Origin of the sequence: Sphingomonas sp. SKA58 (assembly GCF_000153545.1) — a bacterium.
GTDB lineage: Bacteria > Pseudomonadota > Alphaproteobacteria > Sphingomonadales > Sphingomonadaceae > Sphingobium > Sphingobium soli.
This window is the reverse complement of record NZ_CH959307.1, coordinates 857226-875875: the sequence shown is the minus strand read 5'-3', so window position 1 is coordinate 875875 and position 18650 is coordinate 857226. Positions and strand designations below refer to the sequence as shown.

22 protein-coding genes are annotated in these 18650 nt (G+C 66.1%); 18 read left to right on the top strand and 4 right to left on the bottom strand.

Translation table 11 applies throughout. The annotated features are described in order from the left end of the window. Window positions 1-20 precede the first annotated feature (20 nt). Genes SKA58_RS13690 through SKA58_RS19190 form a run of 4 tightly spaced genes read right to left on the bottom strand, consistent with a single transcriptional unit; the run spans window position 21 to window position 5729 of the window. Entirely contained in the window at window positions 21-1175 is a 1155-nt protein-coding gene (locus SKA58_RS13690; protein WP_009823044.1) for a hypothetical protein, read from the bottom strand. Beyond that, window positions 1172-2980, bottom strand: a complete 1809-nt coding sequence (gene sctC, locus SKA58_RS13685; protein WP_083784904.1) for a type III secretion system outer membrane ring subunit SctC — start codon at window positions 2978-2980, stop codon at window positions 1172-1174. Before sctC ends, SKA58_RS13690 begins: the two co-directional genes overlap by 4 nt. Beyond that, window positions 2977-4941, bottom strand: a complete 1965-nt coding sequence (locus SKA58_RS13680) for a flagellar biosynthesis protein FlhA (protein WP_009823042.1) — start codon at window positions 4939-4941, stop codon at window positions 2977-2979. The genes sctC and SKA58_RS13680 overlap by 4 nt, the downstream gene beginning before the upstream one ends. Next, window positions 4941-5729: a lytic transglycosylase domain-containing protein gene (locus SKA58_RS19190; protein WP_009823041.1), complete on the bottom strand. Its 789-nt coding sequence runs from the start codon at window positions 5727-5729 to the stop codon at window positions 4941-4943. Before SKA58_RS19190 ends, SKA58_RS13680 begins: the two co-directional genes overlap by 1 nt. A 464-nt stretch (window positions 5730-6193) precedes the next feature. On the opposite strand from SKA58_RS19190, the gene SKA58_RS13670 reads away from it, so the two are divergent. From SKA58_RS13670 to SKA58_RS13585, 18 genes are all read left to right on the top strand, one after another. Continuing rightward, entirely contained in the window at window positions 6194-7321 is a 1128-nt protein-coding gene (locus tag SKA58_RS13670) for an EscU/YscU/HrcU family type III secretion system export apparatus switch protein (protein ID WP_009823040.1), read from the top strand. Then, complete coding sequence (gene fliO, locus SKA58_RS13665; RefSeq protein ID WP_009823039.1) at window positions 7318-7626, top strand: flagellar biosynthetic protein FliO; 309 nt, start codon at window positions 7318-7320, stop codon at window positions 7624-7626. Before SKA58_RS13670 ends, fliO begins: the two co-directional genes overlap by 4 nt. Next, entirely contained in the window at window positions 7626-8267 is a 642-nt protein-coding gene (locus tag SKA58_RS13660) for a hypothetical protein (protein ID WP_156784205.1), read from the top strand. The genes fliO and SKA58_RS13660 overlap by 1 nt, the downstream gene beginning before the upstream one ends. A 27-nt stretch (window positions 8268-8294) precedes the next feature. Next, complete coding sequence (locus tag SKA58_RS13655; RefSeq protein ID WP_009823037.1) at window positions 8295-8576, top strand: FliM/FliN family flagellar motor switch protein; 282 nt, start codon at window positions 8295-8297, stop codon at window positions 8574-8576. Window positions 8577-8580: 4 nt separating this feature from the next. Next, window positions 8581-9231 (top strand): type III secretion system export apparatus subunit SctR, encoded by a 651-nt coding sequence (gene sctR, locus SKA58_RS13650; RefSeq protein ID WP_009823036.1) that lies wholly within the window; start codon window positions 8581-8583, stop codon window positions 9229-9231. Then, window positions 9224-9493, top strand: coding sequence for a type III secretion system export apparatus subunit SctS (sctS, locus tag SKA58_RS13645; protein ID WP_009823035.1), 270 nt, complete (start codon window positions 9224-9226; stop codon window positions 9491-9493). The genes sctR and sctS overlap by 8 nt, the downstream gene beginning before the upstream one ends. Window positions 9494-9504: 11 nt before the next feature. After that, window positions 9505-10299: a type III secretion system export apparatus subunit SctT gene (gene sctT, locus SKA58_RS13640; RefSeq protein WP_232209427.1), complete on the top strand. Its 795-nt coding sequence runs from the start codon at window positions 9505-9507 to the stop codon at window positions 10297-10299. After that, window positions 10296-10643: a helix-turn-helix domain-containing protein gene (locus SKA58_RS13635; RefSeq protein WP_009823033.1), complete on the top strand. Its 348-nt coding sequence runs from the start codon at window positions 10296-10298 to the stop codon at window positions 10641-10643. Before sctT ends, SKA58_RS13635 begins: the two co-directional genes overlap by 4 nt. A gap of 148 nt (window positions 10644-10791) precedes the next feature. After that, complete coding sequence (locus SKA58_RS13630; RefSeq protein WP_009823032.1) at window positions 10792-11424, top strand: hypothetical protein; 633 nt, start codon at window positions 10792-10794, stop codon at window positions 11422-11424. 95 nt (window positions 11425-11519) lie between these two features. Further along, window positions 11520-11813, top strand: coding sequence for a hypothetical protein (locus tag SKA58_RS13625; RefSeq protein ID WP_009823031.1), 294 nt, complete (start codon window positions 11520-11522; stop codon window positions 11811-11813). Between the two features lie 93 nt (window positions 11814-11906). After that, on the top strand, window positions 11907-12464 hold the full coding sequence (locus tag SKA58_RS13620; protein ID WP_009823030.1) for a hypothetical protein: 558 nt from the start codon (window positions 11907-11909) through the stop codon (window positions 12462-12464). A 16-nt stretch (window positions 12465-12480) separates the two neighbouring features. After that, window positions 12481-13155: a DUF6683 family protein gene (locus SKA58_RS13615; RefSeq protein WP_009823029.1), complete on the top strand. Its 675-nt coding sequence runs from the start codon at window positions 12481-12483 to the stop codon at window positions 13153-13155. A gap of 110 nt (window positions 13156-13265) precedes the next feature. Further along, window positions 13266-13706, top strand: coding sequence for a hypothetical protein (locus tag SKA58_RS20100; RefSeq protein WP_009823028.1), 441 nt, complete (start codon window positions 13266-13268; stop codon window positions 13704-13706). A 43-nt stretch (window positions 13707-13749) separates the two neighbouring features. Next, window positions 13750-14598, top strand: a complete 849-nt coding sequence (locus tag SKA58_RS19185; RefSeq protein ID WP_198005968.1) for a DUF1521 domain-containing protein — start codon at window positions 13750-13752, stop codon at window positions 14596-14598. Window positions 14599-14684: 86 nt separating this feature from the next. After that, window positions 14685-16097 carry a DNA/RNA non-specific endonuclease gene (locus SKA58_RS20095; protein ID WP_009823026.1) on the top strand — a complete coding sequence of 471 codons (1413 nt, stop codon included), beginning with the start codon at window positions 14685-14687 and terminating at the stop codon, window positions 16095-16097. Next, window positions 16094-16402, top strand: a complete 309-nt coding sequence (locus tag SKA58_RS13595) for an immunity protein YezG family protein (protein ID WP_009823025.1) — start codon at window positions 16094-16096, stop codon at window positions 16400-16402. The genes SKA58_RS20095 and SKA58_RS13595 overlap by 4 nt, the downstream gene beginning before the upstream one ends. Window positions 16403-16600: 198 nt before the next feature. After that, window positions 16601-18040: a hypothetical protein gene (locus SKA58_RS13590; RefSeq protein ID WP_009823024.1), complete on the top strand. Its 1440-nt coding sequence runs from the start codon at window positions 16601-16603 to the stop codon at window positions 18038-18040. A 41-nt stretch (window positions 18041-18081) separates the two neighbouring features. Further along, on the top strand, window positions 18082-18477 hold the full coding sequence (locus SKA58_RS13585; RefSeq protein WP_009823023.1) for a hypothetical protein: 396 nt from the start codon (window positions 18082-18084) through the stop codon (window positions 18475-18477). The last annotated feature ends 173 nt before the right edge of the window (window positions 18478-18650 follow it).

Below are 18650 nucleotides of genomic sequence, written 5' to 3'. Positions count from 1 at the left end.
AAATCTCCTTATGTGCGTCTTCAGGGGGTGATGCGTTCCATCCGGCCGTCCTTCTCGAAGGTGACGGCATTGGGGGCGACGGACACCAGATGATGTCCGGTGGGCAGGGTGGCGCCCGGAAACCAGTGCGACCCGTCGGCGGTCACGATATGGGCGGGATCGGCGACGATCGTCGCCAGCCCCGCGCCGCTCTGGGTGAAGAAAGATTGCAGCGGGCTCGCGTCCAGGCTGTCGTCCACGCGGAATCCCACCTGCCGCACGGCGGGCAGGTCTTTGCGCAGGTCGGCCCTAATCTGGGCCTGCCGGTCGGCGGGCATATAGCCCGCGCGCACGACCAGCGCGCCGGGCTGGGCCGGGCTGACGCGCGCAGCGACGCCCTTGCCCTGCAGGATGTCGGTAGCCGCACTGGCGAGTTGCGGGCCGGTCTGGGCATCGACGATCACGCCGTCGCCATGCTGGGGCGCGAGCGCGCGCAGCCGGGCCAGCTCCTCTTCGTCGCGCACCACGCCGCCGATGCTGAGCGCGCCGCCCGGCGCTTCGCCGACCGTGACGCCGCCGAAGCCCGCCTGCCGCACGGCGCGACTCAGGGCGGCCTTGTCGCCGCTCTGGCCGGCGACCAGCGTTCCCAGCGGTTCGGCCGCCGCGACGCACAACAACCCGGCGCAGCCCGCGCCTAGCGCCAGCCGCGCCATCTTGCGGTCGATCCGGCCAACATGCGCGCGGCCCATGTCCAGCATCCGGTCGATCAGGCGCGGCGCCTGCAACGGCCCGACCGCAACGCCGCAGGGTGTATCGGCGATCTTGCTCGCATCCTCCCAGCGCGGCGATACCGGGGCGCCATGCGCGACCAGATATTCGCCCAGACGGAAGGGCAGATAGGCCGGCAGCACCGCCTGCTCGCCCGCTGCCAGTGTGCGGCCCAGCAACTCCACCTGCCCCTGCAGCACGCGCAGCTGCGCCGTGTCGGGGTTGAGTTCCAGTTCGATCGCGCAGTCGCGCGTGCCCGCGCCGCGCAGCACCACGTCATTGGCCAGGCCATGGCCGATGCTGACGCGCGCGCGCCCGTCGAGCGGGTAGGCCTTGCCGGACAGGCGGCCCGACAGGAGTTTGAGCACGCGGTGCGCGACGGCGGTGCCGCGCGGCATGTCGATACCTCGGATGGTTGCAGCGGTCATTGCAGGGTCTCCATCTGCAGACGGGGCGCAGGCGGGGACGCGGGCGCCCCGCCGAAGCTGGTTGGCATGGGCGACGTCATTGTCGGCGTGTCCAGCCGGTTGATGCGCGGGGAAATCAGGAAGAGCCGCTCCACATGCTGGCGGCGCTTCGATCGTGACTTGAACAATTCGCCCAGCACCGGGATCTGCCCCAGCACCGGAATGGCGGTTTCCGCGTCCATGTCGGAATTGACGGTCAGGCCGCCCAGCAACAGGCTTTCGCCCTCGGCGATCAGCGCCTGGGTATTGACGCTGGCGCGCTCCACCACCGGAATGCGGTCAACCGTGCCGTCGAGCAGCGCGCCATCCTCGACATTGACGACCATGCGGATGCGCGGCTGGCCATTATCGACCAGCACGTGCGGGTTGACGCGCAGCACCGTGCCGGCAGTCACGTTGAACAGGTCGACCTGCCGATCGCCCGCGACCCGGACATAAAAGGTGCGGGTGCGGTCGAACACCGCCTCGACATTGGACAGGGTGACGAGCTGCGGTCGCGACACCACCTTTGCCGCGCCCTTTTCCTCCAGCGCGCTGATGCGGGCGATGAACTCGTTGTTCGCGCCGATGATGCCCGACAGCGACAGGCCGCGATTGACGCTGCCGGTGTTCAGCGAGTCGGTCAACGGATTGCCCGTGCGCCGGACGATGTCGCCGCCGAACAGCGCGCCCCAGTCGCCGCTCCGGAAGCGCCAGTTGATGCCCAGCTCGCGCAGCCGATCGACATTGATGTCGATGATCGTCGCTTCCAGCTCCACGATCTGCGGCGCGACATCCAGCGACCGCACCAACCCCTCATAAGCGGGCATGTTTTCGGGGCGGTCGCGCACGATGACGGCGTTGAGCGAAGGATCGACGGTGATGCGCGGGCCGGCCTGCGGTACAGGCTGAGCCTGGACCACGATCGGCTCCTGGCCCGGCAGGCCCAGATAATCCTCCTCGTCATTGTCATAAGGGGTGGAGCGCGACGCGTCGGGCGCGACGCTGTCCAGCCCCTTGCCCATCAGGCGCGGCACCGACTGGCGCACCTGCTGCGCGCCATAGCTGCCGCCAACAGTGCCGATCGGCAGCCTGTCGCCCATCACGCGCGCGACGATGGTGGCGACGCCTGGCACGCGCACTTCGCGATCGCCCGTGTGCAGCGTGGTGTCATCGGCGCGGGCGTAGCGCAGGTAGAAGACGCGTAGTTCATAGGGGTCGATGCCGCCGGGCGTCAGCGGCTGGGCGCGACCTGGCGCGATCGCGGCGACCGGCGGCCGCTCGCGCACGGCTGTGCGGGGCAGGGCGCTGGCGATTTGCTGCACTTGGTCCAGAAAACGGGGCACGCCGGTCGCCAGCACGCTTTCGGCCGATGTGATGCGCACACGATTGTTGCCGTCGCTCAATCGCCCGCGCGTGACCGCGCCCGACAGGTCGGCCGCGCGCCCTGTCGCCACGCTCATCGTGCGGCTCTGCACGTCATTGGCGCTGTAGACGGTGACGACCGACCCGTCATAATAGGCGATCAGGTTGAACGCGCTCGCCACCTGCCGCCAGATATCGGCGGGCATGCCCGAAAAACGGCCGTTGATCTTGCCAGACACCGTGCCGTTCACCGCGACCCGCAGGCCCGATGCGGCAAAGAACTGGTTCAGGAAATCGGGGGCCGGCTGATCGCGCGCGGTGATGTTGACCTTGCGGTCGCCAAAGGGCGGCTCGGCGGCATGCAGCGCGGGCGTGGCGCTGGCCAGCGCGAGCGCACAGGATAGGCGCAGCATCCCCCTCATGCCGCGGCCTCCATCGGCGCCTGTTCCTCGATCGCGTCGGGCGTCCGGTCGAGCGTGCCGACAACGTCCAGCGGCAGCGCGGGCGTCAGCTCATTATAGCACAGGATCGGCAAGCCGAAGAGGTCGCCGGCGGTCAACTGCCGCAGCGGCCGGCGCAGATCATAGGCGGTGATGATCGCCCGCGCACCGCATTTGGCGGTTTCGCTGCGGATCATGCCGATCAGCGTGCGCGCTTGGTCAGGCGGCATGGCGAGGTGCGCGACGCCCTCCACCGTCTGTAGATTGTCGCGGAAGAAACGCTCCAGCCGGCCGCCCACGACCAGCACGGGGAAACGGCCATCCGCCATATGGGGTGCGGCGATATAGCGGCGCAGCGCCACCCGCGTGCGGTCCGCGATCGGTACCGCATTGCGTTCCGATTGACCGATTTCGGCGATGGCTTCCAACACGTCGCGCAGATTCCGCAAACAGACCTCCTCTTCGGCAAGCAGGCGCAGCACTTCGGCGATGCGCGGGGATGACACGGCGCGCACGACTTCCTTGACCAGGTCGGGATAGTCGGCGCCCATGCGGTTGAGCATGGTGGTGGTTTCCTGAAGCCCCAGGAAACGGGCGGCATTGCGCCGCAGCAGCGCCTCGATCGCCGGCGCGATCGCCTCTTCGAACGGCCCGTCCACTTCGCCCGATCCGACCGGCGCCTCATAGGCGCTCAGCGTCCAGCGCGGCCGCTCCCCCTCGGGCAGCAGCCGGGTCGTGACTTCGCCCGCCGGCATCGGCAGCCCCAGCCGCGCCTGCACGGCTTCGATCACCAGCACGAAACGGGCGCGCAGCCGTTCGGCCTGGGCCGCATCGAGCGCGGGCGCGGCGATCTCCAGCACCAGCGGCCGCACCGGGCGCGGCGCTTCGGGCTGTGCCGCCAGCGTTTGCGGCAGCGGCTTCTCGCCTTTGTCGAACCGCGCTGCCTTGCCCATGATCCAGGCGTGCGACACCGGATGCTGCCACGCCGCCGCGCTGCCCAGCGCAAAGGCGATGCCGATGAAGACCGCAGCGGGAAAGCCGGGGATCAGCGCCATCAACAGGCACAGGATCGCGGCGGGCGCCAGCACCTTGGGCTTGCTGCCGATCTGCTGCACGATCGCCGGGCCCAGGCTCCCGTCACGGCTTTCGTCCGTCGTGCGGGTAACCAGCAGGCCGGCCGCCATGGCGCTGAACAGCGCCGGGATCTGTGCGACAAGGCCGTCGCCGATGGTCAGGATCGAAAAGACCTGCATCGCCTCGCCCGCTTCCATCCCGTGGGAAAAGACGCCGACGGCCAGGCCCCCGACCAGGTTGATCAGCACGATGACGATGGAGGCGATGGCGTCGCCCTTCACAAACTTCATCGCGCCATCCAGGCTGCCGTGCAGCTTGCTTTCCAGCTCCAGCGTCCGCCGCCGCTCACGCGCTTCGTCTTTGCCGATCAGCCCGGACCGCAGGTCGCTGTCGATCGACAATTGCTTGCCGGGCATCGCGTCCAGGCTGAACCGCGCCGCCACTTCGGCGACGCGCTCGGCGCCCTTGGAAATGACGATGAACTGCACGACCGTGACGATCAGGAAGACGACCAGCCCGACGATCAGATTGCCGCCGGCGACCATTTCGCCGAACTGCTGGATGATGTGCCCGCCCTCGGCGGTCGTCAGGATCATGCGCGTGGTCGCGATCGAAAGCGACAGGCGAAACAGCGTCGAAAGCAGCAGCACTGTGGGAAAGGTGGAGAAATCGAGCGGCTTGGTGATGTGCAGCGTGGAAAGCAGCAGCAGCAGGCCGATGGCGATATTGGTCGCGACCAGCATGTCGATCATGATTGCCGGCAACGGCAGGATCAACAGCGCGACGATCGCCACCACGGCGACGATCAGCATCAGGTCGGCCGGGCGCACCGCGCCGCGCGGCAGGCGGGAAATCAGGCTGGCGGCCATCAGCGCGTCGCTCCGCCGCGCAGCGCGGCATAGCGCGCCATCACCTTGACGACATAATCCTGCGTTTCGCGATAGGGGGGGATCTGGTTGCCATAGCGCGCCACCGCGCCTTCACCTGCATTATAGGCGGCCAGGATCAGGTCGAAATCCTTGCCGTAGCGCTTCTGCAGCGATTTCAGCAGCCGCGCGCCGGTTTCGATATTGGTGGCCGGATCATAGAGTGCGTCCCGCGCAACGCCGAAGCGGGCGCCGGTACCCGGCATGATCTGCATCAGCCCGCGCGCGCCGGCATGCGACAGTGCGCTGGCGCGATAGGTCGATTCGGTGCCGATGATTGCGTGCAGGAACAGCGGGTCGATGCGGTGGGCGGCGGCGGTCGCCTGGATATGCGAGTCGAAATCCGGCATGAAGCCGGCAATCTTGACCGGACGATCCAGCATGGCACTGACCCGGCGCGTGCCCGGCGGCGGTTCGGCCAGCGCGGTCTTGCCGCGGCGGCGCTCCGGCTTCTTGGGCTTGTCTTCCTTGACACCGATGATGCGCGCCACGTCGGGCGTCGTGCTGATCGGCGCGCGCGGAGCGACGACGATCCGCGCCGCACAGCCCTGTAACGCCATATAGCCGTTCGTGCTGCCGCCATCGGCGACGCGCAGATTGGCGTTCAGCGGGCAGGACCCGAAATCGATGTCCCGCCAGCTTACATTATCCTCAGCATAGGCAATGCTGCCCGCCGATGAACATGCGAATAGAGTCGCAATAGAAATATTGCGAAAAATTGCGATTGCCATCCTGACGATCTCCTATCTGGTGACGTCCACACACCAAATTCTCGATCAGTCTAAGTCTGTAGTAATCTAACGATATTTGTCGTCATATACTTGTGCTTATCCGCCCAGAGAGCGACGGATTGGCGAGGGCTTTGTCGCGCTACAATTTCGGCGAAGCCACTGTAACGAGACGGATTGTGGCCAAGAGGCGATGAAGTGAAATCAACTGGTCGATTGCTATGGAACCGTGACGAATCAGTCACATAATCGTTACGACTAGATGAATTACCATGTCGAAGTCGAAACATCTGCGAAGATGAACGGCTCGTCCCAATCCTGCCATCGAGGGTTGACGAAGCGACGCTTTGTCTAAACTTTTACTTGGGTCCACACACGCACTTCATGAAGCTGTTTGGCGCCGGTTCCCATTGACTGCCGCACAGCTTCTTCCCGGTTCATGCCTCCAGGCACGGTGTGGAGTTTCCATGGCGCAAAAGAATGACGGCGGTGACAAGACCGAGAAGCCGACTCCCAAGCGGCTGCGCGACGCCCGCCGCAAGGGCGACATCGCCAAGTCGAAGGATGTCGGGCCCGCTCTCGGCATGATCATGTGGTTCCTGCTGCTGCTGTTCGCGGCCGGCCATGCCGGCGCGCAGATCACCGGTCTGATGCGCGATACGCTCGGCACGGCGACCAGCATGCCCTTCGATGCGGCCGCGCCCGTACTGGGCTGGGCGGCGCTGCTCGTGCTGGTGTCGGTCAGTCTATTGATCCTGGGGCCTGCCGCGCTGATCGGCGTAATCGCTGAATTCGTACAGGTCGGCGCCCTCGTCACCACCGAAAAGCTCAAGCCTTCACTCGACAAGCTGAACCCGATCGAAGGGCTCAAGCGCATGTTCAGCATGGACAATCTGGTCGAGCTCCTCAAGACCGTCGCGAAGGCTACGCTGATCCTGACGATCGCCGGGGTCATCCTCTGGCGCTCGGCCGATGGTTTCGTCAGCTTGGTGCAGGCGGCGGGATGGTCGCCGGTTGACCATCATGGCGACCAAGTGGCGAGTGCGATGCTGGCGCTGATCCGGTCGGTGTCGATCCAGCTCTTCGCCTGGACCTGCGCCATCTTCCTGCTTGTCGCCGCCGCCGATCGCGCCTGGGCGCAGCACAGCTTCATCAAGAAATTGCGGATGAGCCGGCGCGACATCAAGCAGGAGCATAAGGATAATGAAGGCGATCCAATGCTGCGCGCGCAACGCCGGCAACTCCATGAGGAATGGGCCAATCAAAATGCCGTGGCGGCCGCCGGCCGCGCCAATGTGCTGCTGACCAATCCGACGCATCTCGCCATCGCACTCGACTATGATCCCGAAGACTGTCCGGTGCCGATGGTCGCGGCCAAGGGCGAAGGGCCGCTCGCCGCCGCCATGCGCGCCGAGGCGGAGCGCGAAGGCGTGCCGATCGTGCGCAATATCGGCCTGGCGCGCGGCGTCTGGGGCGAAAGCGAGGTGGGCGGGCCGATCCCGCGCGACCGGTTTGATGCGATTGCCGAAATCATCCTGTGGGCGCGCCGGGCGCGCGACGGGTTGGAAGCTCCGGTGCGGGAGGATGCGGAATGAACGCGGGGACTTTCTTCCTCAGCCTGCTGGCCGTTGTGCTGGCGCTCGCCGTCGTGCTGGGCCTGGCATGGGTGGCGCTGCGGCTGCTGCGGCGGTGGAACGATCATTTCCAGGGCGGCGGCGAAGCCACCGAGCAGCCGATCCGCTTCCTGCGCGCCATGGCCGTGGGCCAGCGCGAGCGCATCGCCCTCGTCGAGGTGCGGGGCGAGGTCATGCTGATCGGCGTCACTGGCGGCAATATCAGCCTGCTCGCGCGCTGGCCCGAAGGCCGCGCCGCGCCGTTCGCCCCGGATGGACGGCCCTGATGACGCCCGAGCCGCCTCGCTTTCCTGTCATGGGTGCGGAGGAGGCGCATCTGCGCCAGAGCCTGCTCGGCGCGCTGTGCGGCCTGAGCGTCGATGATCAGGTACTGCGCGCGCAGCTTCTGCCGCGCGGCGACGATGCGACCGCCTGGTTCCGCTGCGCTGACGCCATCGCCTTTCGCCTGCTCCGCTTCGGCGGCCGCGCGCTGTCCATGGATGCCGGCGATGGCCCGGGGATGGCGGCGCTGCTGGACGCGGCCGACGATCTGCTCAGCGCCGTCGAAGCTGCGCTCGGCCTGACGTTGGACCCGCTCGACATCGGTCCATGTCCCGACACCGCCGGGCTGACTGTGCGGATCGGCTCGCTCGACCAGCAGATCGTCCTGCTGCTGTCGGTCCCGTTCGACGCGGTCATTCTGGCCCAGCCCGCGCCGCTCGCGCCATCGCTGCTCGGCCATATCGCGCTGCCTGTCGCGATCGCTGTCGCGGGACCGCGCCTGTCCCCGGCCGACGCGGCGACGCTTTCGCCCGGCGACCTGCTGCTGATCGGGCCGGCTCCCATCGCTGCCACGCTGTGCCCGCCGCACGGCGATGCGATCCCGGGCCGGCTCGATCCGGTCGCCCGCTGCTTCCGGCCGCACTGAGCCGCTTGTTCCCAAGAGGAGAAGATCATGGATGATGCCGATACGCCTGCCATGTCTCCAACCCCCGCCGGCTCGACATTCCCGGCGGACGATTTTTCGGTGCAACTGCGCTTCGAGCTGGACCAGACCGATGTCCCGCTCTCTCGGCTTCAGGCGGTGCAGCAGGGCGGCGTGCTGCCCTTGCAGGATCGCGACGGCGCGCTTCCCGTCCGTATCATCGCGGGCGGCCGCGCTATTGCGGCGGGCCAGATCGTGTCGGTCGGCGACAGCTATGGCGTGCTCATAGAGACGGTTCTCAAGGAGGGCTGAACCCATGGACGTGTCCGCCTTCACGCCCGGCAGCGCTCTTGTCGTCGTCGTCCTCATCGCACTCGCGCCCTTCTTCGCCGTGATGGTGACCAGCTTCACCAAGATCGTGGTGGTGCTGTCCTTGCTGCGCAATGCGCTGGGGCTGCAGCAGGTGCCGCCCAATGTCGTGCTGAACGGCATGGCGCTCGTTCTGTCGGTCTATGTCATGTATCCCACCATGCAGCAGATGGCGGCGGCCTCGGGGCAGCAGGCCGTACCATCCCAGACCAGCGAGATATTCTCCGCCGCCGACCGCGCCAAGGAGCCGCTGCGCGCCTTCCTCATCAAGCATAGCGCCGCGGACGAGCGTGCCTTCTTCCTGCGCACGCAGCAGCGAGTCGCCAAACAGAGCGGCACGCAGGCGGCGAGCGCCACCGACTTCATCGTCGTCGTGCCTGCCTTCGTCGTGCGCGAACTGACCGTCGCCTTCCAGATCGGCTTCCTCATCTTCCTGCCCTTCCTGGTGATCGACCTCGTGATCTCCAACATTCTGCTGGCGATGGGCATGATGATGCTCTCGCCCGTCACAATATCCCTGCCGTTCAAAATCTTGCTGTTCGTGCTGGTCGACGGGTGGGTGAAGCTCTCGCACGGACTGGTGCTCAGCTATGTCTGACAGCATCATCCGCATGACGATCGACGCGCTGTGGCTGGTGCTGCTGCTGTCCGCCCCGCCGATCGTTGCGGCCTCGGCCGTCGGGCTGCTGGTCGCGCTGGTGCAGGCGGCGACGCAGCTTCAGGAACAGACGCTGCAATATACGCTCAAATTCTTCGCCATCGTCGCCACCATCTTCCTCACCGCCTCGCTGCTGGCGGGCAGCCTCTACCAATATGGCAACACCATCTTCACCCAGTTCCCGGCCATGGTGCGCCAGTGATGGCGGGCGCGATGGGAGGCATGCAGGGCGTGCCGGGATGGATGATGGAATTGCTGCTGGTCGGCATCGCCTCGGCCCGCTTCGGCTTTGCCTTCGCCATCATCCCCCTGTTCGCGCAAAACACCATTCCCGCCACGGTCCGCAACGCGATCATCCTCACCTTCGGCGGCGTCGCCTTCGCCCTCCAGCCCAATTTCATGGTGCAGGATATCGGCACTTTCGGCTGGGCGATCATGCTGCTGCGCGAAGCCGGGATCGGCATCGCCATCGGCTTCTTCTTCGCCACCATCCTCTGGGCGATGGAGGCGGCGGGCGAGATTATCGACGCCAAGGTCGGCGCGACCATCGGCCAGATATTGGAGCCCAATGGCGGCACCATGACATCGCTCACCGGATCGCTGCTGCAACGGCTCGCCCATGTCCTCTTCGCCGCCTGGGGCGGACTGTTGCTGCTGGTTGGCACCATCATGGAAAGCTTCGTCATCTGGCCGATCGCCAAGAGCTGGCCCGTGCTGGATCCGCAGTCGCTGATCCTGTTCGAAGGGGAATTCGGTCGCTTGATGACGCTGGCGCTGGTCTTCGCCGCGCCGATTCTGGTGATGCTCTATGTCGTCGATGCTGCGCTCGGCCTGCTCAACCGCTTTGCGCAGCAGCTCAACGTCTTTTCCCTGTCGCTCTCGATCAAGAGCTGGGCCGCGACCGCGCTGCTCCTCATCCTGGTGCCGCTGCTCGCGCAGGCGGTGCTGAAGGACCTGTCTACCCGTAGCGACATCGTCCGCGCGGTGGCAAGGACGCTGGCGCGATGACCGACGGGCAGGACGAGGAAGCCCGCCTGCGCGAATTGATGCGCTTGCTGCGCCAGGCCGATGCGCGCGCGGCGGAGGAGGATGTGCCGATCGGCGAGTTTCGCATCCCCCGCTCACGCGTGCCCGAACGGCATAGCCAGGCGATCGGCACGCTCACCCGAACCGAAGTGGCGGTGCTGCGCTTCCTGGGCTGGGGCCGCGCCAATGCCGACATCGCGACCCTGCTGGTCATCAGCGAAAATACGGTGCGCGTGCACCTCAACAATATGTGCCGCAAGCTGGAGCTGGACGGCGTGCGCGAACTCAACGCGCTTGCCGGCCTGCTCTTCCACCCGCTCAGCTAGTCGGATCGCTTAGGACCCTAGTCGGATCGGGGAGGGCGGACGGCTGGCAGGTCGGTCATACAGGATGGCGACGACGGCGGTTCGACCCGTTCGCGCCGCCGTTCAGGCGCCCTTTGAGGGCCGGATTTTCAAGGACAGGAGAATAACGATGTTTGGCATTGGTTCCTTCAACCCCATTTCCCTCCTCGCCACCTCGATGCTCGGCCCGATCGGCGGCGTCGTCGCCCAGTTGGCGCAGCAGGTCTTCTCGCAAATGGGTCAGCAGATCCTGCAGCAGTTCGGCGACAAGCTTGGCTTGCCCCAGGGCATCATCGACATGGCGCAGAGCCAGTTCGCTGGTTCGATCGGCGACTTCCAGGGCGCGGCCAGCAACATCGATGAAGCGATCGACCAGTTCGGCGCCGGTGTCGGCGCTTCGCCCTTTGACATCGCCCAGGCCCAGAATGGCGTCCAGCAGATGATGATGCAGTTCATCGAGGAAATGAGCCAGAGCGAAGAGTTCAAGGACGCTAAGGCTTCGGGCGGCAAGGGCAAGGTCGCTGGTGCCGGTTCGACCGGTGCGCCGGGCTGGCTGATGGCGATGGCGCAGGCGCTGGGCGAGGAACTGGACCGTCTGGGTCAGGACATGCAGAGCCGCGCCGAATCGCTGAAGGGCGACGACGCCAGCGCCTCGGCCGAATTCGGCGTCGTGTCGCAGCAGTTCAGCATGCTGATGAACGCGACCAACAACGCCATCAAGACGATCGGCGAAGCCATGTCGAACACCGCGCGTAAGCAATAATCCGCTTACCCCGCAAAGCAAACGGTTGGAGGCCCATCCCTTGGATCGGGCCTCCGCCTCTTTTATCAGGGGCTTGACAGCACAGGAGGACGATCATGTTCCGAACTGTAATCATTGCGCTGGCGCTTGTGGCACCCGTCGGCGTCGCAACCGCTCAGGATATCGCGCCCGTCATCAGCCCAGGCCAGGCGGCCGAGGGCATATTCCATCGCTCCGTCGCCGAAGGCCAAGCGCGTCGCATCCGCGAAGGCAGATCGAGCGCCAACGCTGCTCCCACGGCTGGCCAGCGGCGCGCGTGCGCCAGCCTTCCGCGCTTCCGGGCGGAACTGGGCGCGAACGAGCCGCGCGTTCGCAAGCTGGAAGGGCTGTGCGCGGGCGCCGGCCTCTAATCGGATCGACTAGGGGACTAGTCGGATAGCGGAGTGCGACGGCGGCGGGCCGCCGCCATCCTGCCGGACACAGGCAGAGACAGGAGACCCGCCATGATGCTCTTGGGCTATCTTACCAATCAGGTCGGCGATTCGGTTCCGCTGCTGGACCGGCCGTTCAACACCATGGCCTGGTATCTGCCGCCCAAGAGTGCGGCGAACCGCAGCGCCAACACCAGCTGCCAGCAAATGGGCCCCGGCATCTACGGATCCTTCGGCAGCGACGTGCACGGCGGCACCGCCTTTCCCCGCATCGCCCGCCATTATGAGGCTGTCGGCGGCGGCCTTGCCGATCCTGAAGCCGCCGGCGATGTGACGCTCGCGCCCGGCACGGGCTGCGCCGCTCTGGACCTTGGCGCCGATTATCGGCTGCTGCTCGATGGCGCGACGGGGCAGGTCCTGATCGAACATCGGCCCAGCGACACGCGCAGCCCGATCTGGGGCGGCGAGGCCGCGCTGCATGCGCAAAGCTGGTTCGGGCTCGACAATGGCACCGCCATCGCGATCGAAGCGGGCGCAGCGGCCGACCATGCCGATGCCGTGGTGCCGGCGCGGATCGACATCACCCGCGACGGCGCGACGCTCAGCCTGTGCGCAGACGACCGGGCGTGAGGGCGGGACGACAGGGATGATGCTGCACAGCCTGACCGCGGCCTCCGCCTTGCTGGCGTCGCTCTTCGCGCCCGCAGGACCTCAGCAGGGCGCGCCGCCCGCACGCTTCGATCCGAGCAGCTTGCCGGCGCTCGACCTCTCCCCCGGCCAGGGCGTGGTTGCCAATGTCGATGGCGGCTATCGTCCCGATCCCGCGGTGCGGCGCAAGCTGGCCGACATCATGGGCGAAGCCGCTGGCAGGGAAGGCGCGGCCCAGGAAGCCGAAATGCGGCAGATCGTGCTGTCGGGCCGCGCCGTCGCCGAATATAAAAAAGTGGCGCCACAGCTGGGCTACAGCGCCAATGACGCGATCGACGGCCTTGCCTTCTACATGCTCGCCCAATGGGGCGTCGCCAACGACCATCGGCCCGACATCACCCGCGCGCAGGCCGCAGGCGTGAGGCGACAGGCGGCTGGCGCTTTCGCCCGTGTCGCCGACCAAGTGAACAGCGATGCGCTGCGCCAGGAATTTGGCGAGATGCTGATGATCCAGGGCGCGATCATGGCGGGCACGCATGAGGCGGCCCTGCGCAGCGGAGACAGCACCGCGCTCGCCCGCTATGCCGAAATGGCGCGGCGCGGCGGACGGCAGATATTCCAGGCCGATCCTGTCGACATCCTTCTCACTGACGATGGTTTCCGCCACCGCTAATCGGATCGACTAGCCCCCTAGTCGGATCGCGGAGCGCATTCGCCCGCCCGATCTGCTTTTATGCTCAGCGACAGGACGGCGCTGGCCGTCGACAGGATGAGACAGGACCCATGACGATCGACCCCAATATCAGCAGCGCCAGCGCGATCGGCGCCCTCGGCCAGACGGGTGGCGCTTCCGCTGGCGTTGGCCCGGTCGATCAGGCCCGCGCGCTTGCCAGCCAGATCGTCGGCCAGATCGCTGGCAACTTCGGCCTGCTGCCGATCAGCGCCCCCGGGCAGGGCGACGTCTATGGCCTTCGCGCCTTGGCGGACCAGATAAGCGCGAGTTTTGGCGGCTCGGCCGCTGATGCCGGCGCGCTCACGCGCGCTGTCGAGGATTTCGCCAGCGCCGTCGCGACCGACATGGCGGCCTATGCCGATGGTCGGACGCTCGACCTGGCGGACAGCGCGATCGGCGCTTCGACACTCGGATCGGCCAGCGACATTGCCGGCATCGTTGATGGACTGGATCAGGCGCGCGTCGCTCTGGAAGGCGCGCGTCCCGCATGAACTGCCGGCCTGCGCCGGTTCTTTGCAACGAGAGGGAATGAACATGACAACGATCATCAACAATACGTTCAATCTCAACGTCACGAACAATTTCGGGGCGAACCCGCTGGCCGGGGGAATGACGCTGCAACTCGCCAGCGGCATCATGGCCAGCTATTTCCAGCCGCTCATGGCCAGCGCCTTCGCGTCGGCTGCGCTACCGATGATGTTCCAGATGCAGGGCGGCACGATGCTGCCGGGCACGGGCGGCCAGGCGTCGAGCTTCGCCCCGACCGAAGGCGCCAGCTGGTCCGCTTCGATGGAGGGCGAAAGCCAGGCGTCGATCGATCTGGGCGATGGCTATTCCCTGGAACTGGACGAGCGTAACTCGGAAATCCGCATCTACAACGCCAGCACCGGAGAAACTACGCGCGTCTGGGGTGATCCCCATGTCGACATCGATGGCAAGCATGCCTTCGACTTCTGGGGCACGACCAGCTTCGAACTGGAAAACGGCACCAAGATCACCATCGACACCGAACAATATGCCGCCAACCCCAATGAATATCTGGCCAGCAAGCTGACCATCACCAAGGGCGATCAGGCGATCGTGGTGGACGGCATCAGCCAGAACCAGATTGGCGACCTGTCGATCACTCAGTCGAACAATGGCCAGATGCTCGACATGCTGACTCGCGACGGTTTCGTGCTCCAGGAAAATGCCACCGGCGCTGGCTGGCGCTCGGAATTGACCGGCGACATCGCCACTCAGGCCGATCTCAACCTGACCAAGGTCGGCGCGATTTACGGCCCGGGCAGCGAGATGCCGAGCATGGGCGAGATCACGCAGCAGCTCTCTTCCTTCCTGCTGTTCGGCCTGGTCAACGCGCTCACCAACGCGGCGCGCGGCTGACGCGCATCGCGCGGGGAGCGGCTTCCCCCATCCCCTTCACGCCGCTCCCCCCTTTCTTCAGTCCCAGAGGTATCGAGGGTGTAATCATGGGTACGGAAGCTGCAGACAGCATTGGCCAGGGCTCGGCTGGCATTGGTTCGAGCACGTCCACATCGACAGATGTTGCGGCCGACATGGTGAGCGAACATCGCACCGCAGGCACCCTCGATACAACCGCGCTCGCCGCCGATGTCCGCGCCCATACTCCCGATGATCCGCAGGCCCAGGCGGATCTCGCCGCCGCGATCGAAGCGCAGCTGACCCCGGTCGAACAGGGCCAGTTCAGCGCAGCGATGCAGGCGGCGAACGACAATGCGCCCTTCGGCGTGTCGATCGAGGGACAGGAATTCGCCGTCGGCAACTTCCCCGATGCGCCCGCCGCCGCCACTTGGGGCAGCCAGCCTGCGGGCTTGGGCTACAAGGAGGCATGGGACGCCACCGCCGCGCGGCTCGGCACCACTGATCCCGCCGCTATCACCGCCGCGATCGAAGCGCAGCTGACGCCGCCATCGGACGTCACGACGCTCGCGCCGATCACGATCGAGGCGACGCCTGAACCGACCCCGCAACCCTCGCCCCAGGCCGCGCCGCAGCCGGTCGCGCCGGATGCGACGCTGCAGGACGCGCAATCGGAAGAAGGCGTCGGCGCCTTCTTCGAAGGTCTGGTTAAGGGCGACTTCAGCGACAATGACAGCTGGTCGGCGACCGCCGGCCAGGTGGTCGGCGGCTTCATTCCCGTCGTCGGGCAGATTGGCGACGCGCGCGATACCGTCTCCGCGATCGGCGACGTGATCCAGGGCAAGGACGGCGCCTGGGGCAATCTCGGTCTCGCCGCGGTCGCTTGGGTGCCGGGCGTGGGCGATCTCGCCAAGGGCGCGATCCGCGGCGGCGACAAGGCGCTCGATGCCGGCAGCGAAGTGGCGCAGCAGGCGACCCGGCATGGCGACGAGATTGCCGATGCAGCGCGCCCGCGGATCGAGATGGATGGCGGCAGCAAGGGCGACTGGTCGCCCGAACTCAACGCCCGCAATCTAACGCCCAACGCCGATTATGTCGTCAACGGCTACACCTATCGCACCGATGCGCAAGGCCGGGTCGCTGATGTCGAGGGCCAGCTTGATCTCCACACCGCCGACCGCAACAGCTATCAGCAGGGCGTGTCCGGCCGCGAAGATCGCCTGCCCGACGACCAGGGCGGGCATTTGATCGCCTCCATCTTCAATGGTCCGGGTGAGCGCGTGAACCTCGTGCCGATGAATGGCAACTTCAACATGGGCGCGTGGCGCGATCTGGAGCGCACCTTCCAGACCGCGCTCAACGAGGGTAAGACGGTTGATGTGAAGATCGAGGTGAAATATGGGTCCGACAGTCAGCGGCCCGACAATTTTCGGGTAACCTACAGCATCGACGGCGTGCCGCGCACGCGCATGTTCGACAATGTGCCCGGAGGACAGAAGTGAGCGAAGCCGATCCGCATCTGACCATCGCCCGGCAACTGGCGCAGGCTGCGCCGGCGGGATGGCAGAAGCTGTGGACCGAAGGCGAAGTGGGCGACGGCTATAGCGACCTTCTGTTCGCTTATGCCTCGCCCGACAAGGACCGCAATTATTTCGTGCCGTCCTATGAGCAGAATGAAACCATTCACGCCGAACTGGCGAAGCTGCGCGATCGCATGCAGCAGCAGGGGCGCGCGAAGTGGAAGCATTTCGTCTTCACGCTTCAGCCCGACGGCAAGTTCAACCTGCACGTCGATTATGACGACTGACGCTGGCCATCTGGCCGGCTCGCGATAGATCGCCCAGCGCCTTGGCCTTTAAGGAAGGGGCGGCGCGTCCCATTGCTTGCCCCCCCATCGACCCTGCCTAATCGGATCGACTAGCCCGCCTAGTCGGATCGCCGAGCGCCAATCGCACGCGCCTGCGCCACAACGGGTCCAGTCGCAAACATCATCGGAGCGCCCGCCATGACCGATCCCGTCGGCGATGCCGTCACCACCATTCATGACAAGCTCGATACGTCGGGCTGGTTCAACACTGTCAGCAACGACGAAACCCATGATGTCGTCAACACGCTGACCGCTCTGCCTGCGGACCAGGCCGACCAGGTGGTCGATCGCCTTGCACAGTCGGGTGATCTGGACCGCGTCGCACATGAGGTGATGGATGGCGACTGGTTCGGCAATGGCGGCCTGTCGGGCGACGAGCGCCGCGCCTTCTTCGCCGACATGGCTGGCAAGCTGGACGGCGACAGCCTTGCCGCATTGAGCGATGCCTTTGCCGGCGCGGACAATGGCGGCTTCGATCCCGTCACCGAATTGGGCCAGGCGGTCGCTACCCATGGATCGTCCCAGGCCAAAGTCGATTATATTGCCGCGATGAAGGGCGGCGTCGATGACGCGACTCAGGCGCATTATGGCTTGGGCTATTCCAGCAGCCAAATGCAGGATGCGGAGGCCACGGCGGTCGGCGACGTGCTCGGCTCGCTGCGCGGCAGCTATGCGCAGCTGGGGTTCGAAGCCATTGGCGACAAGTTGCCCGATGTGCTGACGTCCGCCACCGACGGCCAGTTGATGACGATCGCGAGCCAAGCGGGCGCAAGCAACTCGATCAGCTGGAATGCCGACAGTTTCGAAGCGATCATGGGCGCCGCCGCCAGCACCTATGACCCCGATCTCAAGGCGCAGGTCTTCGACGCGGGCGTCCAGACGCTGCGCGCGGTGCGCGACACCGACAGCGTCCTTGGCGGCTTGACCGTTGTCGGCAAGGATGAAACGCTGCGCCAGATGACCGACGGCCTCACCGCCATCATCGACAGCGACACCACAGGCGTCATGCGCGAACTCACCTACAACCAGCAGACGATGGATGGCTCCAGCTTCGCCGCCTATGCCAAGGAAATGCTGAACCAAGGCCGCGAGCAGGAACTGGGCCAGCAGATGGGCCGGTTGCAGGTTGGCAATTATGCGACCGAAAATCCGGTCGACTATCTCAACCAGGTGGAAACCGTCGTCGGCACCGATCAGGAACGGCGCGCCAATGCCGGCGCTCTCGGCTATTTTGTGGGCGGCGTCTATGCCGCAACCACGGCACGGTCCGCCGATGTGGCCGATCAGCGCGAAACCGTCACCGCTATCCTGAAATCCGCACTCACCGTGGTGGACAAAGTCGCCTCGCTGGGCGGTCCGACCGGCCGGGTCGTGGCCGGGGGCGCGGCAGTGGGCAAGGAATGGATGCAGATCGCGGTCAAGAACGCCATCGCCGATGAAGGCGCCGCCGCCGGCATCCGGCTGGAGCGCGGCGCGTTGCCGGTCAACGGGCAGACGGGTGAACTTGGTGTCGGTGACGCGGTGGCCAGCGCCTTTGAAGATCGGCTGGCTTCGGTCACCCGGACGGCTCAGCCCTGATCGGACGGTCGGGCCTTGGCTGGGCATGGCTGTTGCCGGCGATGATGATCGCCGCTTGCGACGCTGCGCGGCGGCCCGACCTGCCGCCCGTGCCGGCCGCGCTGATCGCCAGCGACGAATTGCCGCTTGGCGACGCGACCTCCGCGCGGTTGACGCGCGCCAGCCTGGCGGTGCGCGACCGGATCGAACCAGACGCCGGGCTGCTGGAGGCGCGCATCTATCTACTGCCGCGTAAGCAGGTTCAGCCCTTCGTCGCCAGCCTGGCCCAGCCGCCTGCGCCGGGCTGGACCATCGAGCAGCCGCCCGAGCGGCAGGCCGATGGCAGCCTGCTCGCCATCTACGCGCGCGGGGGCAGGGTGCTCGCTTATCTGCTACTGGACAAGGCCGTGGGCGAACGCGTCGCGGTCCAGCGGCTTTACAATGTCGACCATCCTTAGATCAGGGCGTTTCAAGACGCGCGGCGCATCACATTGTGCGCATGCAGCCAGTGACCCTGTTCGCTCACATCACTGGGTCCTGAACCCTAAATTGGCCACGATCCGAAATTTGTCGCGTCGATCACATTCCGCCTCTCGGCCAAACCTCGTCGCACGTACAATTTCGAATGGAT

Bases quoted from the DNA above. Each gene is read 5' to 3' on its own strand.
- SKA58_RS13590 (WP_009823024.1), top strand. From the start codon at position 16,601: ATGACCGATCCCGTCGGCGATGCCGTCACCACCATTCATGACAAGCTC.
- SKA58_RS13635 (WP_009823033.1), top strand. From the start codon at position 10,296: ATGACCGACGGGCAGGACGAGGAAGCCCGCCTGCGCGAATTGATGCGC.
- SKA58_RS13655 (WP_009823037.1), top strand. From the start codon at position 8,295: ATGGATGATGCCGATACGCCTGCCATGTCTCCAACCCCCGCCGGCTCG.
- SKA58_RS19190 (WP_009823041.1), bottom strand. From the start codon at position 5,729: ATGGCAATCGCAATTTTTCGCAATATTTCTATTGCGACTCTATTCGCA.
- SKA58_RS13615 (WP_009823029.1), top strand. From the start codon at position 12,481: ATGATGCTGCACAGCCTGACCGCGGCCTCCGCCTTGCTGGCGTCGCTC.
- SKA58_RS13625 (WP_009823031.1), top strand. From the start codon at position 11,520: ATGTTCCGAACTGTAATCATTGCGCTGGCGCTTGTGGCACCCGTCGGC.
- SKA58_RS13660 (WP_156784205.1), top strand. From the start codon at position 7,626: ATGACGCCCGAGCCGCCTCGCTTTCCTGTCATGGGTGCGGAGGAGGCG.
- SKA58_RS13585 (WP_009823023.1), top strand. From the start codon at position 18,082: ATGATGATCGCCGCTTGCGACGCTGCGCGGCGGCCCGACCTGCCGCCC.
- SKA58_RS13670 (WP_009823040.1), top strand. From the start codon at position 6,194: ATGGCGCAAAAGAATGACGGCGGTGACAAGACCGAGAAGCCGACTCCC.
- SKA58_RS13690 (WP_009823044.1), bottom strand. From the start codon at position 1,175: ATGACCGCTGCAACCATCCGAGGTATCGACATGCCGCGCGGCACCGCC.
- fliO (WP_009823039.1), top strand. From the start codon at position 7,318: ATGAACGCGGGGACTTTCTTCCTCAGCCTGCTGGCCGTTGTGCTGGCG.
- SKA58_RS20095 (WP_009823026.1), top strand. From the start codon at position 14,685: ATGGGTACGGAAGCTGCAGACAGCATTGGCCAGGGCTCGGCTGGCATT.
- sctS (WP_009823035.1), top strand. From the start codon at position 9,224: ATGTCTGACAGCATCATCCGCATGACGATCGACGCGCTGTGGCTGGTG.
- SKA58_RS13620 (WP_009823030.1), top strand. From the start codon at position 11,907: ATGATGCTCTTGGGCTATCTTACCAATCAGGTCGGCGATTCGGTTCCG.
- sctC (WP_083784904.1), bottom strand. From the start codon at position 2,980: ATGAGGGGGATGCTGCGCCTATCCTGTGCGCTCGCGCTGGCCAGCGCC.
- SKA58_RS13630 (WP_009823032.1), top strand. From the start codon at position 10,792: ATGTTTGGCATTGGTTCCTTCAACCCCATTTCCCTCCTCGCCACCTCG.
- SKA58_RS19185 (WP_198005968.1), top strand. From the start codon at position 13,750: ATGACAACGATCATCAACAATACGTTCAATCTCAACGTCACGAACAAT.
- sctR (WP_009823036.1), top strand. From the start codon at position 8,581: ATGGACGTGTCCGCCTTCACGCCCGGCAGCGCTCTTGTCGTCGTCGTC.
- SKA58_RS20100 (WP_009823028.1), top strand. From the start codon at position 13,266: ATGACGATCGACCCCAATATCAGCAGCGCCAGCGCGATCGGCGCCCTC.
- SKA58_RS13680 (WP_009823042.1), bottom strand. From the start codon at position 4,941: ATGGCCGCCAGCCTGATTTCCCGCCTGCCGCGCGGCGCGGTGCGCCCG.
- sctT (WP_232209427.1), top strand. From the start codon at position 9,505: ATGGGAGGCATGCAGGGCGTGCCGGGATGGATGATGGAATTGCTGCTG.